At 68.4% G+C, this 17982-nt stretch carries 21 protein-coding genes; 13 read left to right on the top strand and 8 right to left on the bottom strand.

The genetic code is table 11. From position 1 onward, the window contains the following. Positions 1 to 313: 313 nt before the first annotated feature. Positions 314 to 919: a VOC family protein gene (locus QQK43_RS10510; RefSeq protein WP_234266159.1), complete on the bottom strand. Its 606-nt coding sequence runs from the start codon at positions 917 to 919 to the stop codon at positions 314 to 316. Between the two features lie 272 nt (positions 920 to 1191). On the opposite strand from QQK43_RS10510, the gene QQK43_RS10505 reads away from it, so the two are divergent. From QQK43_RS10505 to QQK43_RS10495, 3 genes are all read left to right on the top strand, one after another. Then, complete coding sequence (locus QQK43_RS10505; RefSeq protein ID WP_234266158.1) at positions 1192 to 1614, top strand: rubrerythrin family protein; 423 nt, start codon at positions 1192 to 1194, stop codon at positions 1612 to 1614. Positions 1615 to 1801: 187 nt separating this feature from the next. Then, complete coding sequence (locus tag QQK43_RS10500; RefSeq protein WP_284307719.1) at positions 1802 to 3151, top strand: (Fe-S)-binding protein; 1350 nt, start codon at positions 1802 to 1804, stop codon at positions 3149 to 3151. A gap of 93 nt (positions 3152 to 3244) precedes the next feature. Continuing rightward, a complete protein-coding gene (locus QQK43_RS10495; protein WP_284307718.1) occupies positions 3245 to 3835 on the top strand; it encodes a DUF3501 family protein in 591 nt (196 codons plus the stop codon). A 3-nt stretch (positions 3836 to 3838) separates the two neighbouring features. On the opposite strand, the gene QQK43_RS10490 is transcribed toward QQK43_RS10495, so the two are convergent. Continuing rightward, positions 3839 to 4546 carry a pseudouridine synthase gene (locus QQK43_RS10490; protein ID WP_284307717.1) on the bottom strand — a complete coding sequence of 236 codons (708 nt, stop codon included), beginning with the start codon at positions 4544 to 4546 and terminating at the stop codon, positions 3839 to 3841. A 135-nt stretch (positions 4547 to 4681) separates the two neighbouring features. On the opposite strand from QQK43_RS10490, the gene QQK43_RS10485 reads away from it, so the two are divergent. From QQK43_RS10485 to queF, 4 genes are read left to right on the top strand one after another with little or no spacing between them, the layout of a single operon-like run. Beyond that, entirely contained in the window at positions 4682 to 5467 is a 786-nt protein-coding gene (locus QQK43_RS10485; RefSeq protein WP_284307716.1) for a CsgG/HfaB family protein, read from the top strand. A 33-nt stretch (positions 5468 to 5500) separates the two neighbouring features. Continuing rightward, complete coding sequence (yaaA, locus tag QQK43_RS10480; protein WP_284307715.1) at positions 5501 to 6277, top strand: peroxide stress protein YaaA; 777 nt, start codon at positions 5501 to 5503, stop codon at positions 6275 to 6277. A gap of 10 nt (positions 6278 to 6287) precedes the next feature. Continuing rightward, positions 6288 to 7196 carry a 2OG-Fe(II) oxygenase gene (locus tag QQK43_RS10475; RefSeq protein WP_284307714.1) on the top strand — a complete coding sequence of 303 codons (909 nt, stop codon included), beginning with the start codon at positions 6288 to 6290 and terminating at the stop codon, positions 7194 to 7196. Between the two features lie 58 nt (positions 7197 to 7254). After that, a complete protein-coding gene (gene queF, locus QQK43_RS10470; RefSeq protein WP_284307777.1) occupies positions 7255 to 8100 on the top strand; it encodes an NADPH-dependent 7-cyano-7-deazaguanine reductase QueF in 846 nt (281 codons plus the stop codon). A gap of 24 nt (positions 8101 to 8124) precedes the next feature. Here queF and QQK43_RS10465 read toward each other — a convergent pair whose 3' ends face one another. Together QQK43_RS10465 and QQK43_RS10460 are read right to left on the bottom strand one after the other, a co-directional pair. Then, complete coding sequence (locus QQK43_RS10465) at positions 8125 to 8901, bottom strand: anti-sigma factor (RefSeq protein WP_234266151.1); 777 nt, start codon at positions 8899 to 8901, stop codon at positions 8125 to 8127. A gap of 14 nt (positions 8902 to 8915) precedes the next feature. Beyond that, positions 8916 to 9491: a sigma-70 family RNA polymerase sigma factor gene (locus QQK43_RS10460; protein WP_284307713.1), complete on the bottom strand. Its 576-nt coding sequence runs from the start codon at positions 9489 to 9491 to the stop codon at positions 8916 to 8918. A gap of 316 nt (positions 9492 to 9807) precedes the next feature. Between QQK43_RS10460 and QQK43_RS10455 the strand changes: the two genes are divergently transcribed. Next, positions 9808 to 10395: a ferritin-like domain-containing protein gene (locus QQK43_RS10455; protein ID WP_234266150.1), complete on the top strand. Its 588-nt coding sequence runs from the start codon at positions 9808 to 9810 to the stop codon at positions 10393 to 10395. A 68-nt stretch (positions 10396 to 10463) separates the two neighbouring features. Then, complete coding sequence (locus QQK43_RS10450) at positions 10464 to 11012, top strand: DUF3455 domain-containing protein (protein ID WP_234266149.1); 549 nt, start codon at positions 10464 to 10466, stop codon at positions 11010 to 11012. Here the strand turns inward: QQK43_RS10450 and QQK43_RS10445 are convergent, their stop codons facing one another. Continuing rightward, positions 11013 to 12074: a histone deacetylase family protein gene (locus QQK43_RS10445; protein WP_284307712.1), complete on the bottom strand. Its 1062-nt coding sequence runs from the start codon at positions 12072 to 12074 to the stop codon at positions 11013 to 11015. Positions 12075 to 12218: 144 nt separating this feature from the next. Here QQK43_RS10445 and QQK43_RS10440 point away from each other — a divergent pair, with 144 nt between their 5' ends. Continuing rightward, entirely contained in the window at positions 12219 to 12809 is a 591-nt protein-coding gene (locus QQK43_RS10440) for a CBS domain-containing protein (RefSeq protein WP_284307711.1), read from the top strand. A gap of 33 nt (positions 12810 to 12842) precedes the next feature. Here the strand turns inward: QQK43_RS10440 and QQK43_RS10435 are convergent, their stop codons facing one another. Both QQK43_RS10435 and QQK43_RS10430 read right to left on the bottom strand, forming a co-directional pair. Then, on the bottom strand, positions 12843 to 13688 hold the full coding sequence (locus QQK43_RS10435) for an enoyl-CoA hydratase-related protein (protein WP_284307710.1): 846 nt from the start codon (positions 13686 to 13688) through the stop codon (positions 12843 to 12845). Beyond that, on the bottom strand, positions 13651 to 14892 hold the full coding sequence (locus QQK43_RS10430) for a Y-family DNA polymerase (RefSeq protein WP_370465259.1): 1242 nt from the start codon (positions 14890 to 14892) through the stop codon (positions 13651 to 13653). Before QQK43_RS10430 ends, QQK43_RS10435 begins: the two co-directional genes overlap by 38 nt. Positions 14893 to 15056: 164 nt before the next feature. Between QQK43_RS10430 and QQK43_RS10425 the strand changes: the two genes are divergently transcribed. After that, positions 15057 to 15782, top strand: a complete 726-nt coding sequence (locus tag QQK43_RS10425; RefSeq protein WP_234266144.1) for an SIMPL domain-containing protein — start codon at positions 15057 to 15059, stop codon at positions 15780 to 15782. A 31-nt stretch (positions 15783 to 15813) separates the two neighbouring features. Beyond that, positions 15814 to 16221 (top strand): VOC family protein, encoded by a 408-nt coding sequence (locus QQK43_RS10420; protein ID WP_284307708.1) that lies wholly within the window; start codon positions 15814 to 15816, stop codon positions 16219 to 16221. A gap of 22 nt (positions 16222 to 16243) precedes the next feature. On the opposite strand, the gene QQK43_RS10415 is transcribed toward QQK43_RS10420, so the two are convergent. Further along, positions 16244 to 16774: an anti-sigma factor domain-containing protein gene (locus QQK43_RS10415; RefSeq protein ID WP_284307707.1), complete on the bottom strand. Its 531-nt coding sequence runs from the start codon at positions 16772 to 16774 to the stop codon at positions 16244 to 16246. A gap of 94 nt (positions 16775 to 16868) precedes the next feature. On the opposite strand from QQK43_RS10415, the gene QQK43_RS10410 reads away from it, so the two are divergent. Then, positions 16869 to 17876, top strand: a complete 1008-nt coding sequence (locus QQK43_RS10410; RefSeq protein WP_234266141.1) for a BLUF domain-containing protein — start codon at positions 16869 to 16871, stop codon at positions 17874 to 17876. Positions 17877 to 17982 lie beyond the last annotated feature (106 nt).

The raw sequence follows: 17982 nt of genomic DNA, 5'->3' as shown, positions 1-17982 counted from the left end.
TGTCTGTTTTCTCTCATCGACCTCGCGGGCTCGGAAGCGACGGGTGCACTGTTCCGCTCATGTCCCCCGGCCCGGCTGCGCCGGGCCTCCTCCTTTACTTCGCTGCACAGTACACCCATCACTTCCGGCCTGAGGCATTGCGGGTGCTTGATGTTGGCGCGCCAACGAGTGTGGTGAGGGCTGGGGTGACCGGCGCAGCGAGGTAAAAGGAGGAGCCAGCGGCGCAGCCGCTGGCGGGGGACACGAGCGGAGCCGGTCGCCCCAGCCCTCACCACACGGAACTGCGCCAACGCCAGCACCGACCAAGCCGAACTCAGGCGGAGGGAGGCACAAACTCCGGCCGATCATTCGCCTGCGGCTTCAGCGGTACAGAAGATTGACCCGACGCCCGCTCCTGGCGCCACTGTTCCTTGCGCGCATTCCACTCCGCCAGCCGCACATGCGCCGTCTTGCTCTCCTGCAGCATCTGGAACTCGTCCGCCAGCTGCGCCGTCAGCTCCAGCCGGATGCCGTTCGGATCAAAGAAATAGATGCTCTTGAAGATGTGGTGGTCGGTCACGCCCAACACCTCGATGCCGTGCGCCTGCAACCGCGCTTTCGTGTTCTCCAGTTCCTGCACCGTGTTCACGCGGAAGCTGATGTGGTTCACCCACTTCGGCGTGTTCGGCGACGGCTCGGCCGCCACGTCGTCGCCCAGGTCGAAGAAGGCAATGAACGAACCGTCCTGCAGACGGAAGAAGAAGTGCGTGTACGGGCAGTACTCGCCCGTGCTGGGCACGTAGTCGCTCTGGATGATGTGGTACAGCGGCAGGCCCAGGATGTCCTCGTAGAAATGCCGCGTTTCTTCGGCGTCGCGGGCCCGGTAGGCGTAGTGGTGCAACTGCTGAACCGGGGCGGGTGGGGGCAGGGGGGTATTCATGGCGTCTCCTGTTCTTCAATGCGTAATGCATTTAACCAAACGGAATGGTATCCGGGGATCGAAACCCGGCCACCGGCAGGGTCTCCGCCGTGCCTCTGCCGTGTGTACCCGGGGCGGCGGGCGATAGGCGGGGGCAATGTGATGCATAGCGTCGAACAATTAGACGCTGCCCGGCGACGGGGGTATGTTGGAGGCCGACTCGACGGGGCGCGCCACCCGTTTGGCGCCTGCTGGTCGGTCGATCACCCACGATACACCACAAGGAGACCCCCATGTCCGCGCTCAAAGGTTCCAAAACCGAACAGTGCCTGAAGGACGCCTTCTCCGGCGAATCCCAGGCCAACCGCCGCTACCTGTACTTCGCCAACAAGGCCGACGTGGAGGGCCAGAACGACGTGGCGGCGCTGTTCCGCTCCACCGCCGAAGGCGAGACCGGTCACGCACATGGGCATCTGGAGTTTCTGGAGCAGTCGGGCGATCCGGCCACCGGCCTGCCCATTGGCAACACGCGCCAGAACCTGGCGTCCGCCGTGGCCGGCGAAACCCACGAGTACACCGACATGTACCCCGGCATGGCCAAGACCGCGCGCGAAGAAGGTTTCGACGAAATCGCCGACTGGTTCGAGACCCTGGCCAAGGCCGAACGCTCGCACGCGAACCGCTACCAGAAAGCCCTGAACGAGCTGGTGGACTGAACGGGTCACCCCCTGCGCCGCTGACGCGGCTTCCCCCTGACAGGGGGACGACACCTGCGGCCCGGCAAAGCCGGTTCCGCGGTGTCCCTGGAAGGGGAGCCTTTCGCTCCGGGCGCCGTTTTGAATGCGCTTTGCCGAGCGCTTTCAAAAAACCACGAGCCAGCCCGCACAGACGAGGACCCGAGACATGGCCACCGAAGGCAACCTGCAGGCGCCGACGCGCCACCCGCTGGATTGGCAGAGCCCCGATTTCTACGACGAAGCGAAGTGCTTCCACGAGCTGGAGCGCATCTTCGACATCTGCCACGGTTGCCGCCGCTGCGTGAGCCTGTGCGGCTCGTTCCCGACCCTGTTCGATCTGGTGGACGATAGCGCGACCATGGAGGTCGATGGCGTCGCCAAGCAGGACTACTGGAAGGTGGTGGACCAGTGCTACATGTGCGACCTCTGCTACATGACCAAGTGCCCGTACACCCCGCCGCACGAATGGAATCTGGACTTCCCGCACACCATGCTGCGGGCCAAGGCGATCAAGTTCAAGAAGGGTGAGGTCAAGACCAGCGAGAAGCTGCTCGCCTCCACCGACGTGCATGGCCAGTTCGCCGGCATTCCGATCGTGGTGCAGGTGGTCAACGCGGTGAACCGGACCAAGGCCGCTCGCGGCGTGATGGAAAACGTGATGGGCGTGGACAAGGACGCCTGGCTGCCCGATCTGGCGACCCAACGCTTCCGCTGGGCCGCACCGGACGCGAAGGCCACCCAGGTGGTGGACGGCGAGAAGACGCCGGGCAAGGTGGCGATCTTCTCCACCTGCTACATCAACCACAACGAACCCGGTATCGGCCTGGACCTGCTCAAGATCCTCGACCACAATCACATCCCCTACACCCTGGTCGAGAAGGAAAAGTGCTGCGGCATGCCCAAGCTGGAGCTGGGCGACCTGGACTCGGTGCAGGCCAGCAAAGAGGCCAACATTCCGGTGCTGGCGAAGTACGCCCGCGACGGCTACGCCATCCTCGCCGCCGTGCCGAGCTGCGCGCTGATGTTCAAGCAGGAACTCCCGCTGATGTTCCCCGACGACGCCGACACGCAGCTCGTCAAGGAACACATGTGGGACCCGTTCGAGTACCTGATGGCGCGCAAGCGCGATGGTCTTCTGAAGACCGAGTTTCCGCAGAAGCTGGGCAACATCAGCTACCAGATCCCCTGCCACGGCCGGGTGCAGAACATCGGCCGCAAGACCGAAGAGATGCTCAAGATGGTCCCGGCCACCACGGTGAACACCATCGAACGCTGCTCGGGCCACGCCGGCACCTTCGGTGTCAAGAAGGGCTCGCACCAGCAGGCCATGAAGATCGGCAAGCCGGTGTTCAAGGCCATGGCCACCATGAAGGACGGCAGCCAACCCGACTACATCAGCTCCGACTGCCCGCTCGGCGGGCACCACATCGCGCAAGGCTTTGAGGTGAACGGCCACGGCGCGCCCGAGCTGAACCACCCGCTGACCCTGGTCCGCAAGGCCTATGGACTGAAGTGACCCCACGCTCCACCGCTGCGCGGGTCGCTGCCCCCCATGGGGGCGCGTTTTGCCTTGGGGCGGCCCGGCGGCAAAACCATGAAGGACCACACCATGCAACTGACCGGACACATCACCGCCGACAGCCTGATGAGCCTGGAGGCCTACAGCAAGTGGCGCAAAGTGCATAAGGCCGAGGTCATGGCGCACCGCAAACGGCGTACCGTGCATCTGGGCGAGCACATCACGCTGAACTTCGAGTCCGAAACGACCATGCGCTACCAGATCCAGGAGATGCTGCGCATCGAAAAGATCTTCGAGGAAGAAGGCATCCAGAGCGAAATCGAGGCTTACGCGCCGCTGGTGCCCGACGGCAGCAACTGGAAGGCGACGATGATGATCGCGTACACCGACATCCCCGAGCGCCAGCGCGAACTCGCGCGCCTGATCGGCGTGGAGGACCGCATGTTTGTCGAGGTCGAGGGCCACCAGCGGGTCTACGCCATCGCCGACGAAGACCTGGACCGCGAAACCGCGGAAAAGACCAGCGCCGTGCATTTCCTGCGGTTCGAGTTCACGCCCGCGATGCGCGCCGCCATCCGCGCTGGCGCTGCCGTCAAGCTCGGCTGCGACCACACGCACTACCCGGCGCATGTGCAGGTGCCGGCGGAGGCGCTGGCCAGTCTGGCGGGGGACCTGGCGTAGCGCTCAGGCGCCCGCCCAGCGGGCCCAGTCGTCGTCGCGGGGCGCCTCGATGTGCAGTGCGTGCCCGCTGACGGGGTGCACCAGCGCCAGCCCGCTCGCATGCAGCCACAGCCGCTGCACCCCCAGCCACGCAGCCACCGCCCGGTTCAGCAGCCCCTTGCCATGCGTCGCGTCGCCGATGATCGGGTGGGCGATGTGCTTCAGGTGGCGCCGCAACTGGTGCCGGCGGCCGGTCAACGGTTGCAGTTCGACCAGCGCGCAGCGCGTGGCGGGAAAGCCGCCATACGGCAGCGGCAGGGCGTAGCGCGCCAGCGTGGCAAACCGGGTCTGCGCGGCCTGCACCTCCTCGCGGTCGGTGCGCATGTCGTCGGGCATGCGCCGCAGCGGGTGGTCGATCAGGCCCCCGTCGGCCGGCCAGCCGCGCACGATGGCGTGGTAGGTTTTCTGCAGGCCCTGGCCCGCTTCGAACGCCCGGCCGAGCTGGCCTGCTGTCGCGGCATCCAGCGCGAACAGCAGCACGCCGCTGGTGCCCTTGTCGAGCCTGTGCGCCGGCCAGACCGGCTGGCCGATCTGGTCGCGCAGCCACTGCACCGCAAAGCGCGTTTCGCCCGCGTCCAGTCCGGTGCGGTGCACCAGCAGGCCGGGAGGCTTGTGGATGGCGATCAGGTGCGCGTCGCGGTACAGGATCGTCAGGGGGGCATCGGCGTTCACGCGGCGCATTGTCCGCCAGGGCACCGCGGCCCGCGGGCCGCACGGGTAAACTTTCCGCGCCGCTGGCGGGCGTGCCCGTCTTCTCCACTTTTTTCTTCTGCTCTGAACATGGTCTGGGTTCCCCCAACTTTCCGGATGGCGTGCGGGCTGCTCCTGTGTGCGGTGCTGGGCCTGGCTGGCTGCGGCAAACAGGGCGTGGAGCTGGGCGAAGGGGGCTCGGTGGTCCAGGGTTCGGCCGGCCCGCAAGGGGCGCACAACGCCGCCACCGACCTGCGCACCTGTCCCTCGCCGGTGGCGGTGGTCGCGCTCATGGAGAACCCCGGCGGGTACGTGGGCATCGGACAAGGCGGGCTGCCGAATTCCCCTTTGCCGCTGGTGCGGGTGCTGATGCAGCAAAGCGGCTGCTTCCGGGTGGTGGACCGCCACTCGGGCCTGAAGGCCACGGTGCGCGAACAGGAACTGAAGGAAGACGGTGTCCTGCGCCAGGACGACACCACGGTGCAGAAGGGGCGCGGTATCGTGGCCCAGTACACGCTGGTGCCAAGCCTGACGTTTTCCGAGCAGGATGCGGGCCGGCAGATCGGCGGCATCCTGGCGCGCATTCCCGGGCTGGACATGCTGGCCGGCGCGGCCGAACAGGTCAAGTTCAAGGAGGCGCAGGTGGTGCTGCTGCTGACCGACAACGAAACCACCGAACAGCTGTCGGCCGCCACCGGCGCCGCGCGCAGCACCGACCTCGGGCTGGGCGGGCTGACTTTCGGCAAGGGCGGCGGCCTGGGTGGGCTGGGGTGGAGCAATACCCATGAAGGCAAGGTCATCGCTGCGGCATTCCTGGACGCGCACAATCAACTGGTTGCCGAGCTGTCGCAGCTCGTGGCCAAACCCCTGCCCGCTCCCGTGCCCACCCGTTCGCCGGGGTGAGCCGGGCGCGGCGCCTGCTTTCTGACGACCGACATGCTGTTTCTGATTTCTCCCGCGAAGGCCCTGGACTACGAGACGCCCCCGCACGTGGCCACCCACACCCAGCCGCTGTTCGTGAAGGACGCAACCGAGCTGATCACCGTGTTGCGCGACAAGAGCCCGCAGCAGGTGGCCGAGCTGATGGACCTGTCCGACCAGCTTGCCGGCCTGAATGTGGCGCGTTACCAGGCCTGGCGGCCGAAGTTCACGGCCCGCAATGCCAAGCAGGCGGTGCTGGCCTTCGATGGCGACGTGTACGGCGGGCTGGACGCGCGTTCGCTGGGCGAGCCCGAACTCGACTGGCTGCAGCAGCATCTGTGCATTCTCAGTGGCCTCTACGGGGTGCTGCGGCCGCTCGACTGGATGCAGCCCTACCGGCTGGAGATGGGCACCCGTCTGGTCACGCCCCGGGGCAAGAATCTCTACCAGTTCTGGGGCACCCGGATCGCCGACTACCTCAATCAACGGGCCCGGGCCGACAAGACGCCGGTGGTGGTCAACCTCGCCAGCGAGGAGTACTTCAAGGCGGTCGACCGCCGCGCGCTGCAGCCGCGTGTGGTGACCTGCGTGTTCGAAGAGCGCAAGGGCGACGCGTACAAGGTGATCAGTTTCATGGCCAAGCGTGCGCGCGGGCTGATGGTGCGCCACGCCGTGCAGCACCGCATCACCCGGGTCGAGCAGCTCCAGAGCTTCGATCGGGAGGGTTACCGCTTTGTGCCGGCCGCGTCCGAGGCCGACCGGCTGGTGTTCCGCCGCGACGCCAAGGCTTGAGAGGCTTGCCGTGAAAGACACCTTGAGTCAGGCGATCACCCCGGAGCTGCGCCAGTGGATCGTCGAGCAGGCGTCGGCTGGTTTCCCGCCCGACGCCGTGCTGCAGGCCATGATCGCGGCCGGCTGGCGTGAGGACGTGGCGGGGCAGGCGCTGGAAGCGACCCTGAGCGAACACCTGCGCACCCGCACGGAAGGGCGGCCGGTGCCGGTTGTGCCCAGCCAGCCGGTGCAGGCCGGGGCGCTGTCCCCGGCCGTCGAGCCGGGGCCCTTGCCCGAAGTCCGGCTTGGCGGGTCGCCGCGCCAGATCGATCTGGGCGACCGCGTGGTCGAGGTGCTCGCGACGCTGCAACTGCCGCGGGTCGTGGTGCTGGGCGGGCTGCTCAGTGCCGAGGAGTGCGAAGGCCTCATCGAGGCGGCGCAGCCGCGCATGGCGCGTTCGCGCACGGTGCAGACCCGCACCGGTGGCGAAGAGCTCAACCCCGACCGCACCAGCGACGGGATGTTTTTCAACCGGGGTGAAAGCGCGCTGCTCGAACGCATCGAGGCGCGCATCGCCCGCCTGGTGGCCTGGCCGGTCGAAAACGGCGAAGGCATGCAGGTGCTCAACTACCGCGTGGGCGCCGAGTACAAGGCGCACTACGACTACTTCGATCCCGCCGAACCCGGCACCCCCACCATCCTGCGCCGCGGCGGCCAGCGTGTGGCCACCCTGGTGATGTACCTGAACGAGCCGGTGCGCGGCGGCGGCACCACCTTCCCCGACGTGGGGCTGGAGGTGGCGCCGCAGCGCGGCAACGCGGTGTTCTTCAGCTACGACCGTCCCCACCCGGCCACCCGCACGCTGCACGGCGGCGCGCCGGTGCTGGAGGGCGAAAAATGGGTCGCCACCAAGTGGCTGCGCGAGCGGGTGTTCGTCTGACCCCGCCACCGCATTCCCGGCGCTGCCCGAGCCCTTCCTTCTGCTGTTTTTCATGAGCCTGCACACCCCCGAACAATCCCAGTTGGGCAAGGCGTCGGCCTATGCCGACCAATACGACCCGGCGCTGCTGTTTCCGTTGCCGCGCGAGCCCAAGCGGCAGGAAATCGGTATCCACGGCAGCGTGCCTTTTCTGGGGGCCGATCTCTGGACGGCCTTCGAGCTGTCGTGGCTGAACCCGCGGGGCAAACCGCAGGTGGCCATTGCCCACATCACGGTTCCCTGCGAAAGCACGCACATCGTCGAAAGCAAGTCGTTCAAGCTCTACCTCAACAGCTTCAACAACACGCGCTTCGAGCACGCGGACGCGGTGCGCGATCGCCTTCGCAGCGACGTCAGTGCGGCCATCTGGCACGGCGAGCCGGTGCGTTCGAGCGCCGGGGTGCGTCTGCTGACGCCACCGCTGTTCGAGTGCGAGCCGGTGCGTGAACTCGAAGGCCTGTCGATCGACCGGCTCGACGTGGAGTGCACGCGCTACCAGCCCGCGCCCGACCTGCTGACGGCCGCGCTGGATGAAAAACCCGTGACCGAAATCCTCACCAGCGACCTGCTCAAAAGCAACTGCCTGGTGACCGGTCAGCCCGACTGGGGCAGCGTGCAGGTCAGCTACACCGGGCCGCAGATCGATCAGGCCGGGCTGCTGCAGTACATCGTGAGCTTTCGCAACCACAACGAATTCCACGAGCAGTGCGTCGAACGCATCTACATGGACATCTGGGCGCGCTGCCGGCCGGCCAGGCTGTCGGTGTATGCGCGCTACACCCGCCGCGGCGGGCTGGACATCAACCCCTGGCGCACCAGCCACCCCCAGCTGCCGCCGGCCAATGTGCGCACGGCGCGCCAGTGACCGGGGCGCGTAGCCTGGCGGCGCTCAGAGCATTTTTTCGATCAGCGCGCCCTGGAACAGCACCGGACCCGTGGGGCCGCCCTCGCCGGGCACGCCGCCCTGGGGCTCCAGGCTGATGGCCAGCGCCGGCACCTGGCGCACCTGGCCTTCGCCGGCCGTGAGGTGGAGCAGGGGATCGCGCCCCAGCACACCGAGCGAGCGGGGCGCGCCGCCCGGCGGCAGGGCCCAGAGCTGCAGCGACTTGTCGGCCGCTTCCTGATAACCGCCCACGCGCTGCAGGGTCAGCGTCTGGCGCTGGGGGTCGAAAGTGACCAGCATGGCCGGGTGCGCGCTGTCGTCGTTGAGCACCGCGACGTAGGCCACCTGGGGTGTGGCGGCCAGGCGCGCCTGCAGGTTGAGCACCTGGCCGCCCAGATCGTTCTTCACGCCGACCGTGGTCACCACCGCCAGCACGGTGGCCAGGGCGCCAGCGCCAGCGGCGCCGCGCCACAACGGCAGGCTGGACCACCAACTGCGCCGTGCCGGTGTGGGCGTGGCGCGCGCGGCGGCCATGGCCTGGCGTTCGCGCTCGGCCTGCACCAGGTTGTGCACGCGGGGCCACACGCTGGCTGGTGCTGCGACCGGCGCTTGCAGCTCGTTGAGGCTGGCGACGCGGCTCTGCCAGATCAGCGCGGCGGCCCGCACGGGGGCGCGCTCGCGCGCCAGGGCTTCGAAGCGCCGGCGTGCTGCGCCGCGCAGGGTGCCCAGCGCGTAGGCGGCGGCCAGGCGGTCCAGCAGGTCGGGGTGGCGATGGATGTCCATGGTCCGCTCCGGCTTCAGGCAAAGCGGGCCATGCAGGCCCGCAACTGGTCGAGCCCGCGCCGGATCCAGGTCTTGACCGTGCCCAGCGGCAGTTGCAGGTGCTGGGCCAGTTCGCCGTGGCTGAGGTCGCGCAGGTAGGCCAGGTTCACCACCTGGCGCTGCTTGTGTTCCAGCCGGCCCAGGCACTGGTGCAGGGCCCAGGCCTGCTGGCTCGCCAGGCTGGTGTCCAGCGGGTTGGGGGCATCGCCTTCGAGCGTCTCGACCAGGGCCTCGTCATCGAGGTCCGTGCGCAGGTGTTCGCGTTCGGCCTTGCGCCGGCGCAGCAGATCGAGGGAGCGGCTGCGCACCATCAGGCCGAGCCAGGCCATCGGGGGGCTGAGGCTGGCCTGGTAGTCGCCCGCCGAGCGCCACACCTGCAGAAAGGTCTCCTGCAAGGCGTCTTCGGCGCCTTCCGCGTGGCCCAGGACGCGCAGGGCCAGACCGTAGAGCTTGCCGGAGGTGTGGTCGTACAGCGCTTTGAGGGCGGCTTCGTCCTGTGCCGCCACGCGGCCGATCAGGTGGATCAGGTGGTCGTCTGTGGCGTCGGGCATGGCCGCATTGTGGGCCATTTCGGGCCGGCGCCACCGTGCCGACGGGTGCACACCCACCATCGCCCGCAGGGCGGCGGTGGCTGCCGGCGGGTGCCAGGCGGGCAGGGGAAGGTGGGTCAGAGCGGGCATCGCGGGATTCGGCAAAGGGTATGGGCAGGTACGCACAGCAGCCCCGGATGGATGCCGGCAACCAATACCCCTTCGATTTTTGGGTGTTTGTGAATCCGGGGACGGTGGTGCCGGCGTATTGGGGACACCAGCGCGCTGTGGCGGCTGGCGATGACCCCCACGAACCTTTCAGACCTGAGGAAACACCATGCAAACAACCACCGCTCCCCTGTCTTCCATTGCTTCGCGCCGCCGCTTCATGGGCCAGGGCGCCACGCTGTCTGCCGTCGCGGTTGCCCTGCTGGCCGGCAAGGACGCGCTGGCCCAGGGCCAGAAGGCCGACACGTCCAAGGATGTGGGCATCCTCAACGTGGCCCTGGGCCTGGAGCACGAGGCGATCAACGCCTACCAGCTTGGCGCCGCCAGCGGCCTGCTGCAAAAGCCCGTGCTCGACGTGGCCGTGCAGTTCCAGGGCCACCACAAGACCCACCGCGACGCGCTGATCGCCACCATCCAGAAGCTCGGCGGTACGCCGGTGGCCGAAAAGAAGCTGGACGACTACGCCAAGGCGCTGAACGCGGGTGCGCTCAAGGGCCAGGCCGATGTGCTGGACCTGGCGGCCCGGCTGGAGCTGGGCGCCACCAACGCCTACCTGAGCGTCATCCCCGCGCTGGGCGATCGCGAGCTGGCCAAGGTGGCGGCGCGCCTGGCCGCCGACGAAACCATGCACTTCACGGTGCTGAACGGCGCGCTGGGCCGCCCGCTGCCGCCCGGGGCGCTGTCGTTCGGCGCCTGATGCCGCCGTCGCCCAGCCCTTCGCTGCCCATTGCCTTGTCTTTTCCCCCATTTCACAGGAGTCTCTCCATGTTCTTCCAAACCGCTTCCGTCGCCGTCGCCGCTCTGGCCCTGTCGGCCTGCGCCAGCCCGATGGGCGGCATGTCCACCCCGTTTTCGCAGGCCGGTCTGCCGGCTGCCGTGCAGGTGCCGGCCGGCCACCAGGTGGCCATGGAAACCGTGGGGGTGGGCCGCATTACCTACGAATGCCGCGCCAAGAAGGACATGGCCGGCCAGTTCGAGTGGGTGTTCGTTGGCCCCGATGCGAAGCTGATGGACCGCGCCGGCAAGACCGTGGGCAAGTACTACGGCCCGCCCGCCACCTGGGAGAGCATGGACGGCTCCAAGCTCACCGCGACGCAACTCGCGGTGGCACCGGGGGGCGCCGGCAACATTCCGCTGCAACTGGTCAAGGCCAACCCGGCCATGGGCATGGGCGCGATGCAGGGCGTGGCCTACATCCAGCGTGTGGCCACGCAGGGCGGTGTGGCACCGGCCGCGCCCTGCGGCGCGGGCAACACCGGCAGCCAGCAGGTCGTCAACTACCGTGCCGACTACATCTTCTGGAAGGCGGCCTGATCAGACGGCGCGGCCGAAGCCTTCGAGCAGGTTGACGGCATTGATGCCTACTTCGGCGACCGCATAACCGCCTTCGAAGGTGAACACCGTGGGCAGTCCGGCACCCGCCAGGGCCTGGCCCACGGTGGCGTAGTCGGCGCTGCGCAGGTGGAAGCCGGAGATGGGATCGCCCTCGAAGGTGTCCAGGCCCATCGGCACCACCAGCGCGCTGGCACCGAAGTTGGTCACGGCCTGCAGGGCCGTGTCGAGTGCCATTCGCCAGTCGGTAAAACCGGTGCCCCGTGGCAGCGGCAGGTTGAGGTTGGCGCCTTCGCCGGCGCCGGCACCGCGCTCGTCGGCGTGGCCGAGGAAAAACGGGTATTCGGTGCGCGGGTCGCCATGGATCGACACCGTCAGCACGTCGGCGCGCTCGTAGAAGATGGTCTGTGTGCCGTTGCCGTGGTGGTAGTCCACGTCGAGCACGGCCACCCGGTGGTGACCGCCGTCGCGCAGTGCCTGGGCTGCGAGGGCGGCGTTGTTCAGGAAACAGTAGCCGCCGAAGAAGTCGGGGCCGGCGTGGTGGCCCGGCGGGCGGGTGAGCGCAAAGGCGCTGCGGGCGCCGCCGAGCACCTCGCCCGCGGCAGCCAGCGCGCAGGCTGCGCCGCTGCGCGCGGCGGCCCAGGTGCCTGCCATCAGGGGCGAGCCCGCATCGAAGCCGTACAGGCCCAGCCGGGCCGCGAAGTTGGCCGGCGACGTGTCGGTGCGAAAGCCATGGCGGTTGGGCAGCGGCCAGACCGAAGGCAGCACGTCGCGCTCGGCGTTGGCCGGGTCCATGGCCACCCAGTCGGCCCAGGCGGTGGCCAGGAACTGCAGGTAGTCCGGGTGGTGCATGCGGGCCAGGGCCGCGTCGAGCGTGGCGTCGCCGATGGCGGGCGAGAGCAGTTCGCCCTGGGGCCGGCGACCGAGTTCGGCCAGCACGTGGTCGAGCCGCGCGGGCACCTCGTGGCAGGGCACCATCCGGCCCCGGAACATTTCCTGCCGCCCAGCGTGGCGGTGGTGGTCGGCGTTCAGAAAGATCTTCATCCCGCCAGTGTCGCACCGCGCGGCGCGGGTGCCGGCGCGGCAGGGGGAAAAGCCTCTTGTGAGGCGGTGGTGGGCCTGCTAGGGTGGCCTGACTGCCCCGGCAGTGCGTGCGTTCTCCGTGACTTTGCAGAAAGCGAGTGAGCCGTGAACACCCAGCCCCTTCACACCTTCCATTTCCCCGAGGGCACCTGCATCGCCCAGGCCCAGCCCCCCACGGGCGTGCCGGTGACGCTGTCGTCGCCCGGCCGCGCGGTGATGACCGACCTGACGCATGTGCGCGCCGCCACCATCGCGCCCGACATGCCGCTGGCCGAGGCCCGTCAGACCATGATCCACCAGGGCGTGCGGCTGCTCTTCGTGGTGGGCGCGATGCCCTGTGTCGACGGCCTGATCACGGCCAACGACCTCGAAGGCGAACGGCCGATGCAGGTCATCAACCGGCGCCAGGTGCGCTACGAAGACCTGACGGTGGCCGACGTCATGGCGCCGCTGGCGGCGCTCGACGCGATCGGTCTGGAAGACCTGTCGCACGCCAACGTGGCGCAGGTGGTGGCCACGCTCAAGCAGGTCGGGCGGCGCCACCTGATCGTGGTGCAGAAGGCCGGGAACGGCCACGGTGCGCGGGTGCGCGGCGTGATCTCGCAGACGCAGGTGGAGCGGCAGCTCGGCCAGCCCATTGCGCTGATTGAGACGGCCAACAGCTTCGCCGAAATCCGCAGCACGCTGGCCGCCTGAGAACCGGCGCGCTGCCCTTGCCGGTGCCTGGGCTCAGCCCAGCGTCTTGAACGATTGCAGGGGCGACAGCGGCGGGAACTGGCCCTCGCGCCGCGCCTTCTGTGCGGTGATGGATTCGCGCACGTGGGCGTTGCTCCAGATCGCGCCCTGCAGCCAGCCCATCTGGCGCAGGCTGTCTTCCACGCTGTGGTCGCGCGCGTAGGCCACCGCCTGCTTGGTGCCCCAGATGGCGATGGGCGGCTTGGCGGCGATCTCGCGGGCGCATTGCAGCGCGGCGGCCAGCGTGGCTTCGGCGGTGTCGAAGACCTCGTTGACCAGCCCGTATTGCGCGGCGCGGTCCGCCGGCAGGCGGCGGCCGGTGTAGGCCAGTTCCTTGACCACGGCGAAAGGCACCAGCTTGGGCAGGCGCTGCAGCGTGCCCACGTCGGCCACCATGCCGATGTTGATTTCCTGGATGCAGAAGAAGGCGTCGGCGCTGGCGTAGCGGATGCAGCCGCAGGTGACCATGTCCACCGCGCCGCCGATGCAGCCGCCGTGGATCGCGAAGATCACCGGGATGCGCAGCGCCTCGATCTTGGTGAAGGTCGCCTGCATGTCGGTCAGCAGGTCGAAGATGGCCGCACGCCCTTCGGGGCTCTGGTCGTCCATCTGGATCGCCCCGGCAAAGGTCTCCAGCGCCATGCCGGCGCTGAAGTGCTTGCCGGTGGAACTGATCACCAGGGCCCGGGCCTTGCCCTCGGTGTGCAGCTGCGTGAGCAGGTCGTCCAGCTCGCGCCAGAAGGTCGGGTGCATGGTGTTCATCGCCTCGGGGCGGTTGAGCACCAGGTGGGCGATGTGGGTGTCAACCCAGTTCAGGGAAAAGCAGGTCGGTGTGGTCATCGGAGGCCTTGTCTCGGGGCGGGCGGGTGTGCGCGGACCCACTGTAGGGGGACTCGGTGCGGCTTTCTGTCCCGGGTTTGACGAGTTTGCCCACCCGCACCCCCAGCAGCCGGATGCGGCGGCTCAGATCGACGCGCTTGAGGCACAGGCCGGCCTGGCGCCGGATGGTGGCCGCGTCGGCGGTGGCCAGGTCGATGGTGGTGTCGCGCGTGGCGATCTGGAAGTTGTCGTAGCGGATCTTGATGCCGATGGTGCGGCCGCTGTAGCCCTTGCGCTGCAGATCGGCCGCCACCTGTTCGCACAGCCGCGTGAAGATGGCGCCGAGCTCGGCCTTGTCGCGCACGGCATGCAGGTCGCGGTCAAACGTGGTTTCGCGGCTCATGCTCACGGGCTCGCTCTCGGTTTCCACGGGCCGGTCGTCGCGGCCCCAGGCCGCTTCGTGCAGCCAGGCGCCGTAGCTCTTGCCGAAATGCGCGATCAGCCAGGGCGGTTCGCGCGCCGCCAGTTCGCCGATGGTGTGGATGCCGAAGCCCTGCAGCTTGGCGTCGGCCTTGGGCCCGATGCCGTTGATCTTGCGGCAGGGCAGGGGCCAGATCAGCGCCTGCAGGTCGTCCGGCATGACGATGCTGATGCCGTTGGGCTTGTGGAACTCGCTCGCCATCTTGGCCAGCAGCTTGTTGGGCGCCACGCCGATGGAGCAGGTCAGGCCCGTGGCCTGGAAGATGCTTTTCTGGATCAGCCGCGCCAGCACGCGCCCGCCTTCGCGCTGCCCGCCGGGCACGTCGGTGAAGTCGATGTAGACCTCGTCCACGCCACGGTCCTGCATCACCGGCGCAATCTCCAGGATGGTCTGCTTGAACAGGCGCGAGAGGCGCTTGACCTCGTCGAAGTCCACCGGCAGCAGGATCGCGTCGGGGCACAGCTTGGCCGCTTTCATCAGCCCCATGGCCGAGCCGACGCCGAACTGGCGCGCCGCGTAGGTGGCGGTGGTGGCCACGCCCCGGCCGGCGTAGTCCTTCAGGCGGGGGAAAAAATCGGGCGGGATGCGGTCGAGGGTGTCCGGCCCCCACTCGCGCTCGGGATAGGCGGCGCGCAGGCGTTCGAACATCTCGGTCTCGCGCCGCCGCCCACCGCCGATCACCATCGGCAGGCCCTTGAGCTGCGGGTAGCGCAGCAGCTCGACCGACGCGTAGAAAGCGTCCATGTCGAGGTGGGCGATGCGCCGCGGGCGAGACGCCGGCGGGGTGGGTGTGGCAGGGTTCACGCGGCCAAGCATAGCGCTGTGCCGGCACGCTGGTGCGGGGGCTAAGATGCGCCGATCGGGCTGGCGACACGGCGCCGCCAGCCGGCTTTCAAGGAGAACGTTTCATGGCCAATGGGGCATCGCGCCTGATCGTGGCGCTCATCGTGGGCGGCGGCATTGCTGTCGCGGGATTTTTTGTCAGTGGCGGCCTGGAGCGCTTTCGCATGGCCGACCGCACCATCGCCGTCAAAGGCCTGGCCGAAAAGGACGTGGAGGCCGACTTCGCCATCTGGACGCTCAGCTTCCGCCGTGCCGGCAACGAATTCGCGGGCGTGCAGCAGGCGCTGGCCGCCGACCGTGAAAAGGTGCTGGCGTTCCTCAAGGCACAAGGCTTCAAGGACGACGAGCTGGAGGCCCGGCCGCTGGCGGTGCAGGACCTGCTGGCGCGCGACTACGCGCAGGGCAACGTGCCGTTCCGCTTCAATGGCAGCGGCCAGGTGCTGATCCGCTCGGCGCGGGTGACCGAGGTGGCGCAGGCCGCGCTGGCGCTGGACCCGCTGATCCAGTCCGGCGTGCAGTTCAGCGGCGATGGCGAAGGCGCGGCCGGGCCGCGTTACCAGTTGCGCGGCTTCAACGACATCAAGGCGCCGCTGCTGGCCGAAGCCACCCGCAACGCGCGCGAGCAGGCCGAGAAGTTCGCCACCGAAGCCGGGGCAAAACTGGGGCCGCTCAAGAGCGCCAACCAGGGCGTGATCCGCATCACCGGCGACGACGGCAACGACTTCGACGACGGCAGCTCGCGCAGCAAGCGGCTGCGGGTGGTCAGCTCGTTCGAGTACGAGTTGCGCTGAGCGTCGGTCCGACCCGCGAGGCCTCATCACCATGTTTTCGCATGTCTTTGTCGGGGTGAGTGACTTTGACCGTGCGCTCGCCTTCTACGGCCCGGTGATGGCCGCGCTGGGGCTGGTGCCCCGCTTCTGCGAGCGCGACCGCCCCTGGGCCGGCTGGCAACCTGCTGAAGGTGGTCGGCCGCTGTTCCTGATCGGCCAGCCTTTCGATGGCGCCGCGCACCAGCCCGGCAATGGCCAGATGGTGGCGTTCGGTGCCACCTCGCGGGAACAGGTGCGGGCGGTGTACGGCGCGGCGCTCGCGCACGGTGGCACGGGTGAAGGGGCGCCGGGCCTGCGGCCCCATTACCACCCCGATTACTACGGCGCGTATTTCCGCGATCCCGATGGCAACAAACTGGCGGTCGCCTGCCACACGCCGCAAGACCCGGCCTGGTCTTGAGAAGGCTGGGATGCGCTCTGGATCAGAGGCTTTTCTGCACCAGCCAACCCTTGAACAGCCAGGGCAGGCTGGGCGGTTGACCCGCCGCCACGCCGCCCTTGTTCTCGGCGCTGATGGCCAGTTCGGTGACGCCTTGCAGGTCGGCTTCGGCCACGGGCATCTGCAGCGTCCGGTATTTGCTTTCGATGACGCCCAGCGAACGCGGAGCGCCCTCGGCCGGCACCGCCCAGACCTGCATGCTGTCCTCGCGCCCTTCCTTGACGTCGTTGAGACGCTGCAGCGTCAGCTTGCCTTCCTGCGGGTCCATGGTGGCCAGCATGGCCGGCAGGCCCTGGGCGTCCAGCAGCACGCTCACATGGCGCACCTGCGGCACCTGCGCCAGACGACCTTGCAGGTGGCTGATCTGGGCTTTGAGCTGCTCGTACAGGCTGGCGCTGGCGGCCCAGCCCAGCAGCATGGCCAGCACGAGCACGATGGTCAGGGCGCGCCACCAGGGCGACACGCTGCGGGTGGTGGGGCGGGCTACAGTTTGGTCGGAATCTGCCGAAGACATGATGGTGAAAGTGGTTATTCCCGCCATTGAAGCGGGGGCAGATGCGGCGCACAATAGGGCGCCTCGCTGCACGTCGAACGAGAGCGATTGTCCCATGAGCGTGTCGGAGCATGAACCCGAAAGTACCCGTTGGCCCGACTCTGGCAACGAGGTGCCGCTGCTGCCTGTAGGCCGGCTGATCTACGCCAGCGTCAGCCAGGTCAAGGGGTCCGCGCTCGACGAAATGCGGCGCATCCGGGAACACGCCATCGCCAACAACCAGGGGCATGGCATCCGCGTGGCGCTGCTCAACATGTGCGGGTGGTTCGTGCAGTGGATCGAAGGGCCGGAGCCGGCCATCGAACGCCTGGTCACCCGGGTGGCCCAGGACACGCGCCACCATGGCCTGACCGTCATCCACCGCAGCCACGGCAAGGCCCGTCTGATGCGGCCCTGGATCGGCTCCATCGTGCAGACCACCGAGACCTCGGCCGACTTCGCCCAGCGCGTGTTCGCGCTCAAGGAGCGGCACGAAATGGGCGACGTGATGGAACCCGCCTCGGTCTGGCTGAGCCTGTGCTCACCGTCCGACCCCGACATGCCGGCGGCCGGCGGCGCCTACCCGCGCGTGATGCTGCTGCCGGCGCGGCGGGCGGTGTCGTTCGACCTGATCAACTGGCTGGCCCGCGAAACCTCGCGCCCGCTCATCCGCCGCCGGTTTGCCGGCAGTTCGGAAGACGCGCTCGACGTGGAAAGCGATTACCTCGACCTGCCGGGCCTGGGGCCGTGCGGCGTGCGCATCGTCGCCAACGCCCGCAAGGGGCTGGCCATGGGCATGACCCATGCGTTTCTGCCGAACTACGAAGCGGTCGTGATCCTGCTCGATGACGACGCCGAGCAGAACCACCGCATCGTCGGCAAGGTGCTGAGCGCCTGCCGCCAGGTGCACCACACGCCCACCATCATCGGGCTGGGCACGCACCTCAGCGTCACGCCCGATCTCCAGACCGAGGTGGAGCGTCAGGGCCATGCCTGGCTTGGCATCACCAGCCCCATGAGCCGGCCGGACCTGGCCGACTACTGGGAAGTGCTTGAACCCGTGCTGGACCGGATCGGTCGCTGAGCCGCCCCCGAACGCTGGCCTCAGGCGGTAGGGAAAGTGCCCGGGAGGAGCACGGAGGCATCGACGTTGTCGATCTGCGTGTGACCGCAGAACGCCATGGTCAGGT

This window comes from Hydrogenophaga electricum (assembly GCF_030160815.1).
GTDB classification, from domain to species: domain Bacteria; phylum Pseudomonadota; class Gammaproteobacteria; order Burkholderiales; family Burkholderiaceae_C; genus Hydrogenophaga; species Hydrogenophaga electricum.
Note: the sequence above shows the minus strand (reverse complement) of the source record. Positions and strands in the feature narration are given on the sequence as shown.

Coding starts and splice junctions, on each gene's coding strand:
- QQK43_RS10510 (WP_234266159.1), bottom strand. CDS start 919: ATGAATACCCCCCTGCCCCCACCCGCCCCGGTTCAGCAGTTGCACCAC.
- QQK43_RS10505 (WP_234266158.1), top strand. CDS start 1,192: ATGTCCGCGCTCAAAGGTTCCAAAACCGAACAGTGCCTGAAGGACGCC.
- QQK43_RS10500 (WP_284307719.1), top strand. CDS start 1,802: ATGGCCACCGAAGGCAACCTGCAGGCGCCGACGCGCCACCCGCTGGAT.
- QQK43_RS10495 (WP_284307718.1), top strand. CDS start 3,245: ATGCAACTGACCGGACACATCACCGCCGACAGCCTGATGAGCCTGGAG.
- QQK43_RS10485 (WP_284307716.1), top strand. CDS start 4,682: ATGGCGTGCGGGCTGCTCCTGTGTGCGGTGCTGGGCCTGGCTGGCTGC.
- yaaA (WP_284307715.1), top strand. CDS start 5,501: ATGCTGTTTCTGATTTCTCCCGCGAAGGCCCTGGACTACGAGACGCCC.
- QQK43_RS10465 (WP_234266151.1), bottom strand. CDS start 8,901: ATGGACATCCATCGCCACCCCGACCTGCTGGACCGCCTGGCCGCCGCC.
- QQK43_RS10460 (WP_284307713.1), bottom strand. CDS start 9,491: ATGCCCGACGCCACAGACGACCACCTGATCCACCTGATCGGCCGCGTG.
- QQK43_RS10455 (WP_234266150.1), top strand. CDS start 9,808: ATGCAAACAACCACCGCTCCCCTGTCTTCCATTGCTTCGCGCCGCCGC.
- QQK43_RS10450 (WP_234266149.1), top strand. CDS start 10,464: ATGTTCTTCCAAACCGCTTCCGTCGCCGTCGCCGCTCTGGCCCTGTCG.
- QQK43_RS10445 (WP_284307712.1), bottom strand. CDS start 12,074: ATGAAGATCTTTCTGAACGCCGACCACCACCGCCACGCTGGGCGGCAG.
- QQK43_RS10435 (WP_284307710.1), bottom strand. CDS start 13,688: ATGACCACACCGACCTGCTTTTCCCTGAACTGGGTTGACACCCACATC.
- QQK43_RS10430 (WP_370465259.1), bottom strand. CDS start 14,892: ATGGACGCTTTCTACGCGTCGGTCGAGCTGCTGCGCTACCCGCAGCTC.
- QQK43_RS10425 (WP_234266144.1), top strand. CDS start 15,057: ATGGCCAATGGGGCATCGCGCCTGATCGTGGCGCTCATCGTGGGCGGC.
- QQK43_RS10420 (WP_284307708.1), top strand. CDS start 15,814: ATGTTTTCGCATGTCTTTGTCGGGGTGAGTGACTTTGACCGTGCGCTC.
- QQK43_RS10415 (WP_284307707.1), bottom strand. CDS start 16,774: ATGTCTTCGGCAGATTCCGACCAAACTGTAGCCCGCCCCACCACCCGC.
- QQK43_RS10410 (WP_234266141.1), top strand. CDS start 16,869: ATGAGCGTGTCGGAGCATGAACCCGAAAGTACCCGTTGGCCCGACTCT.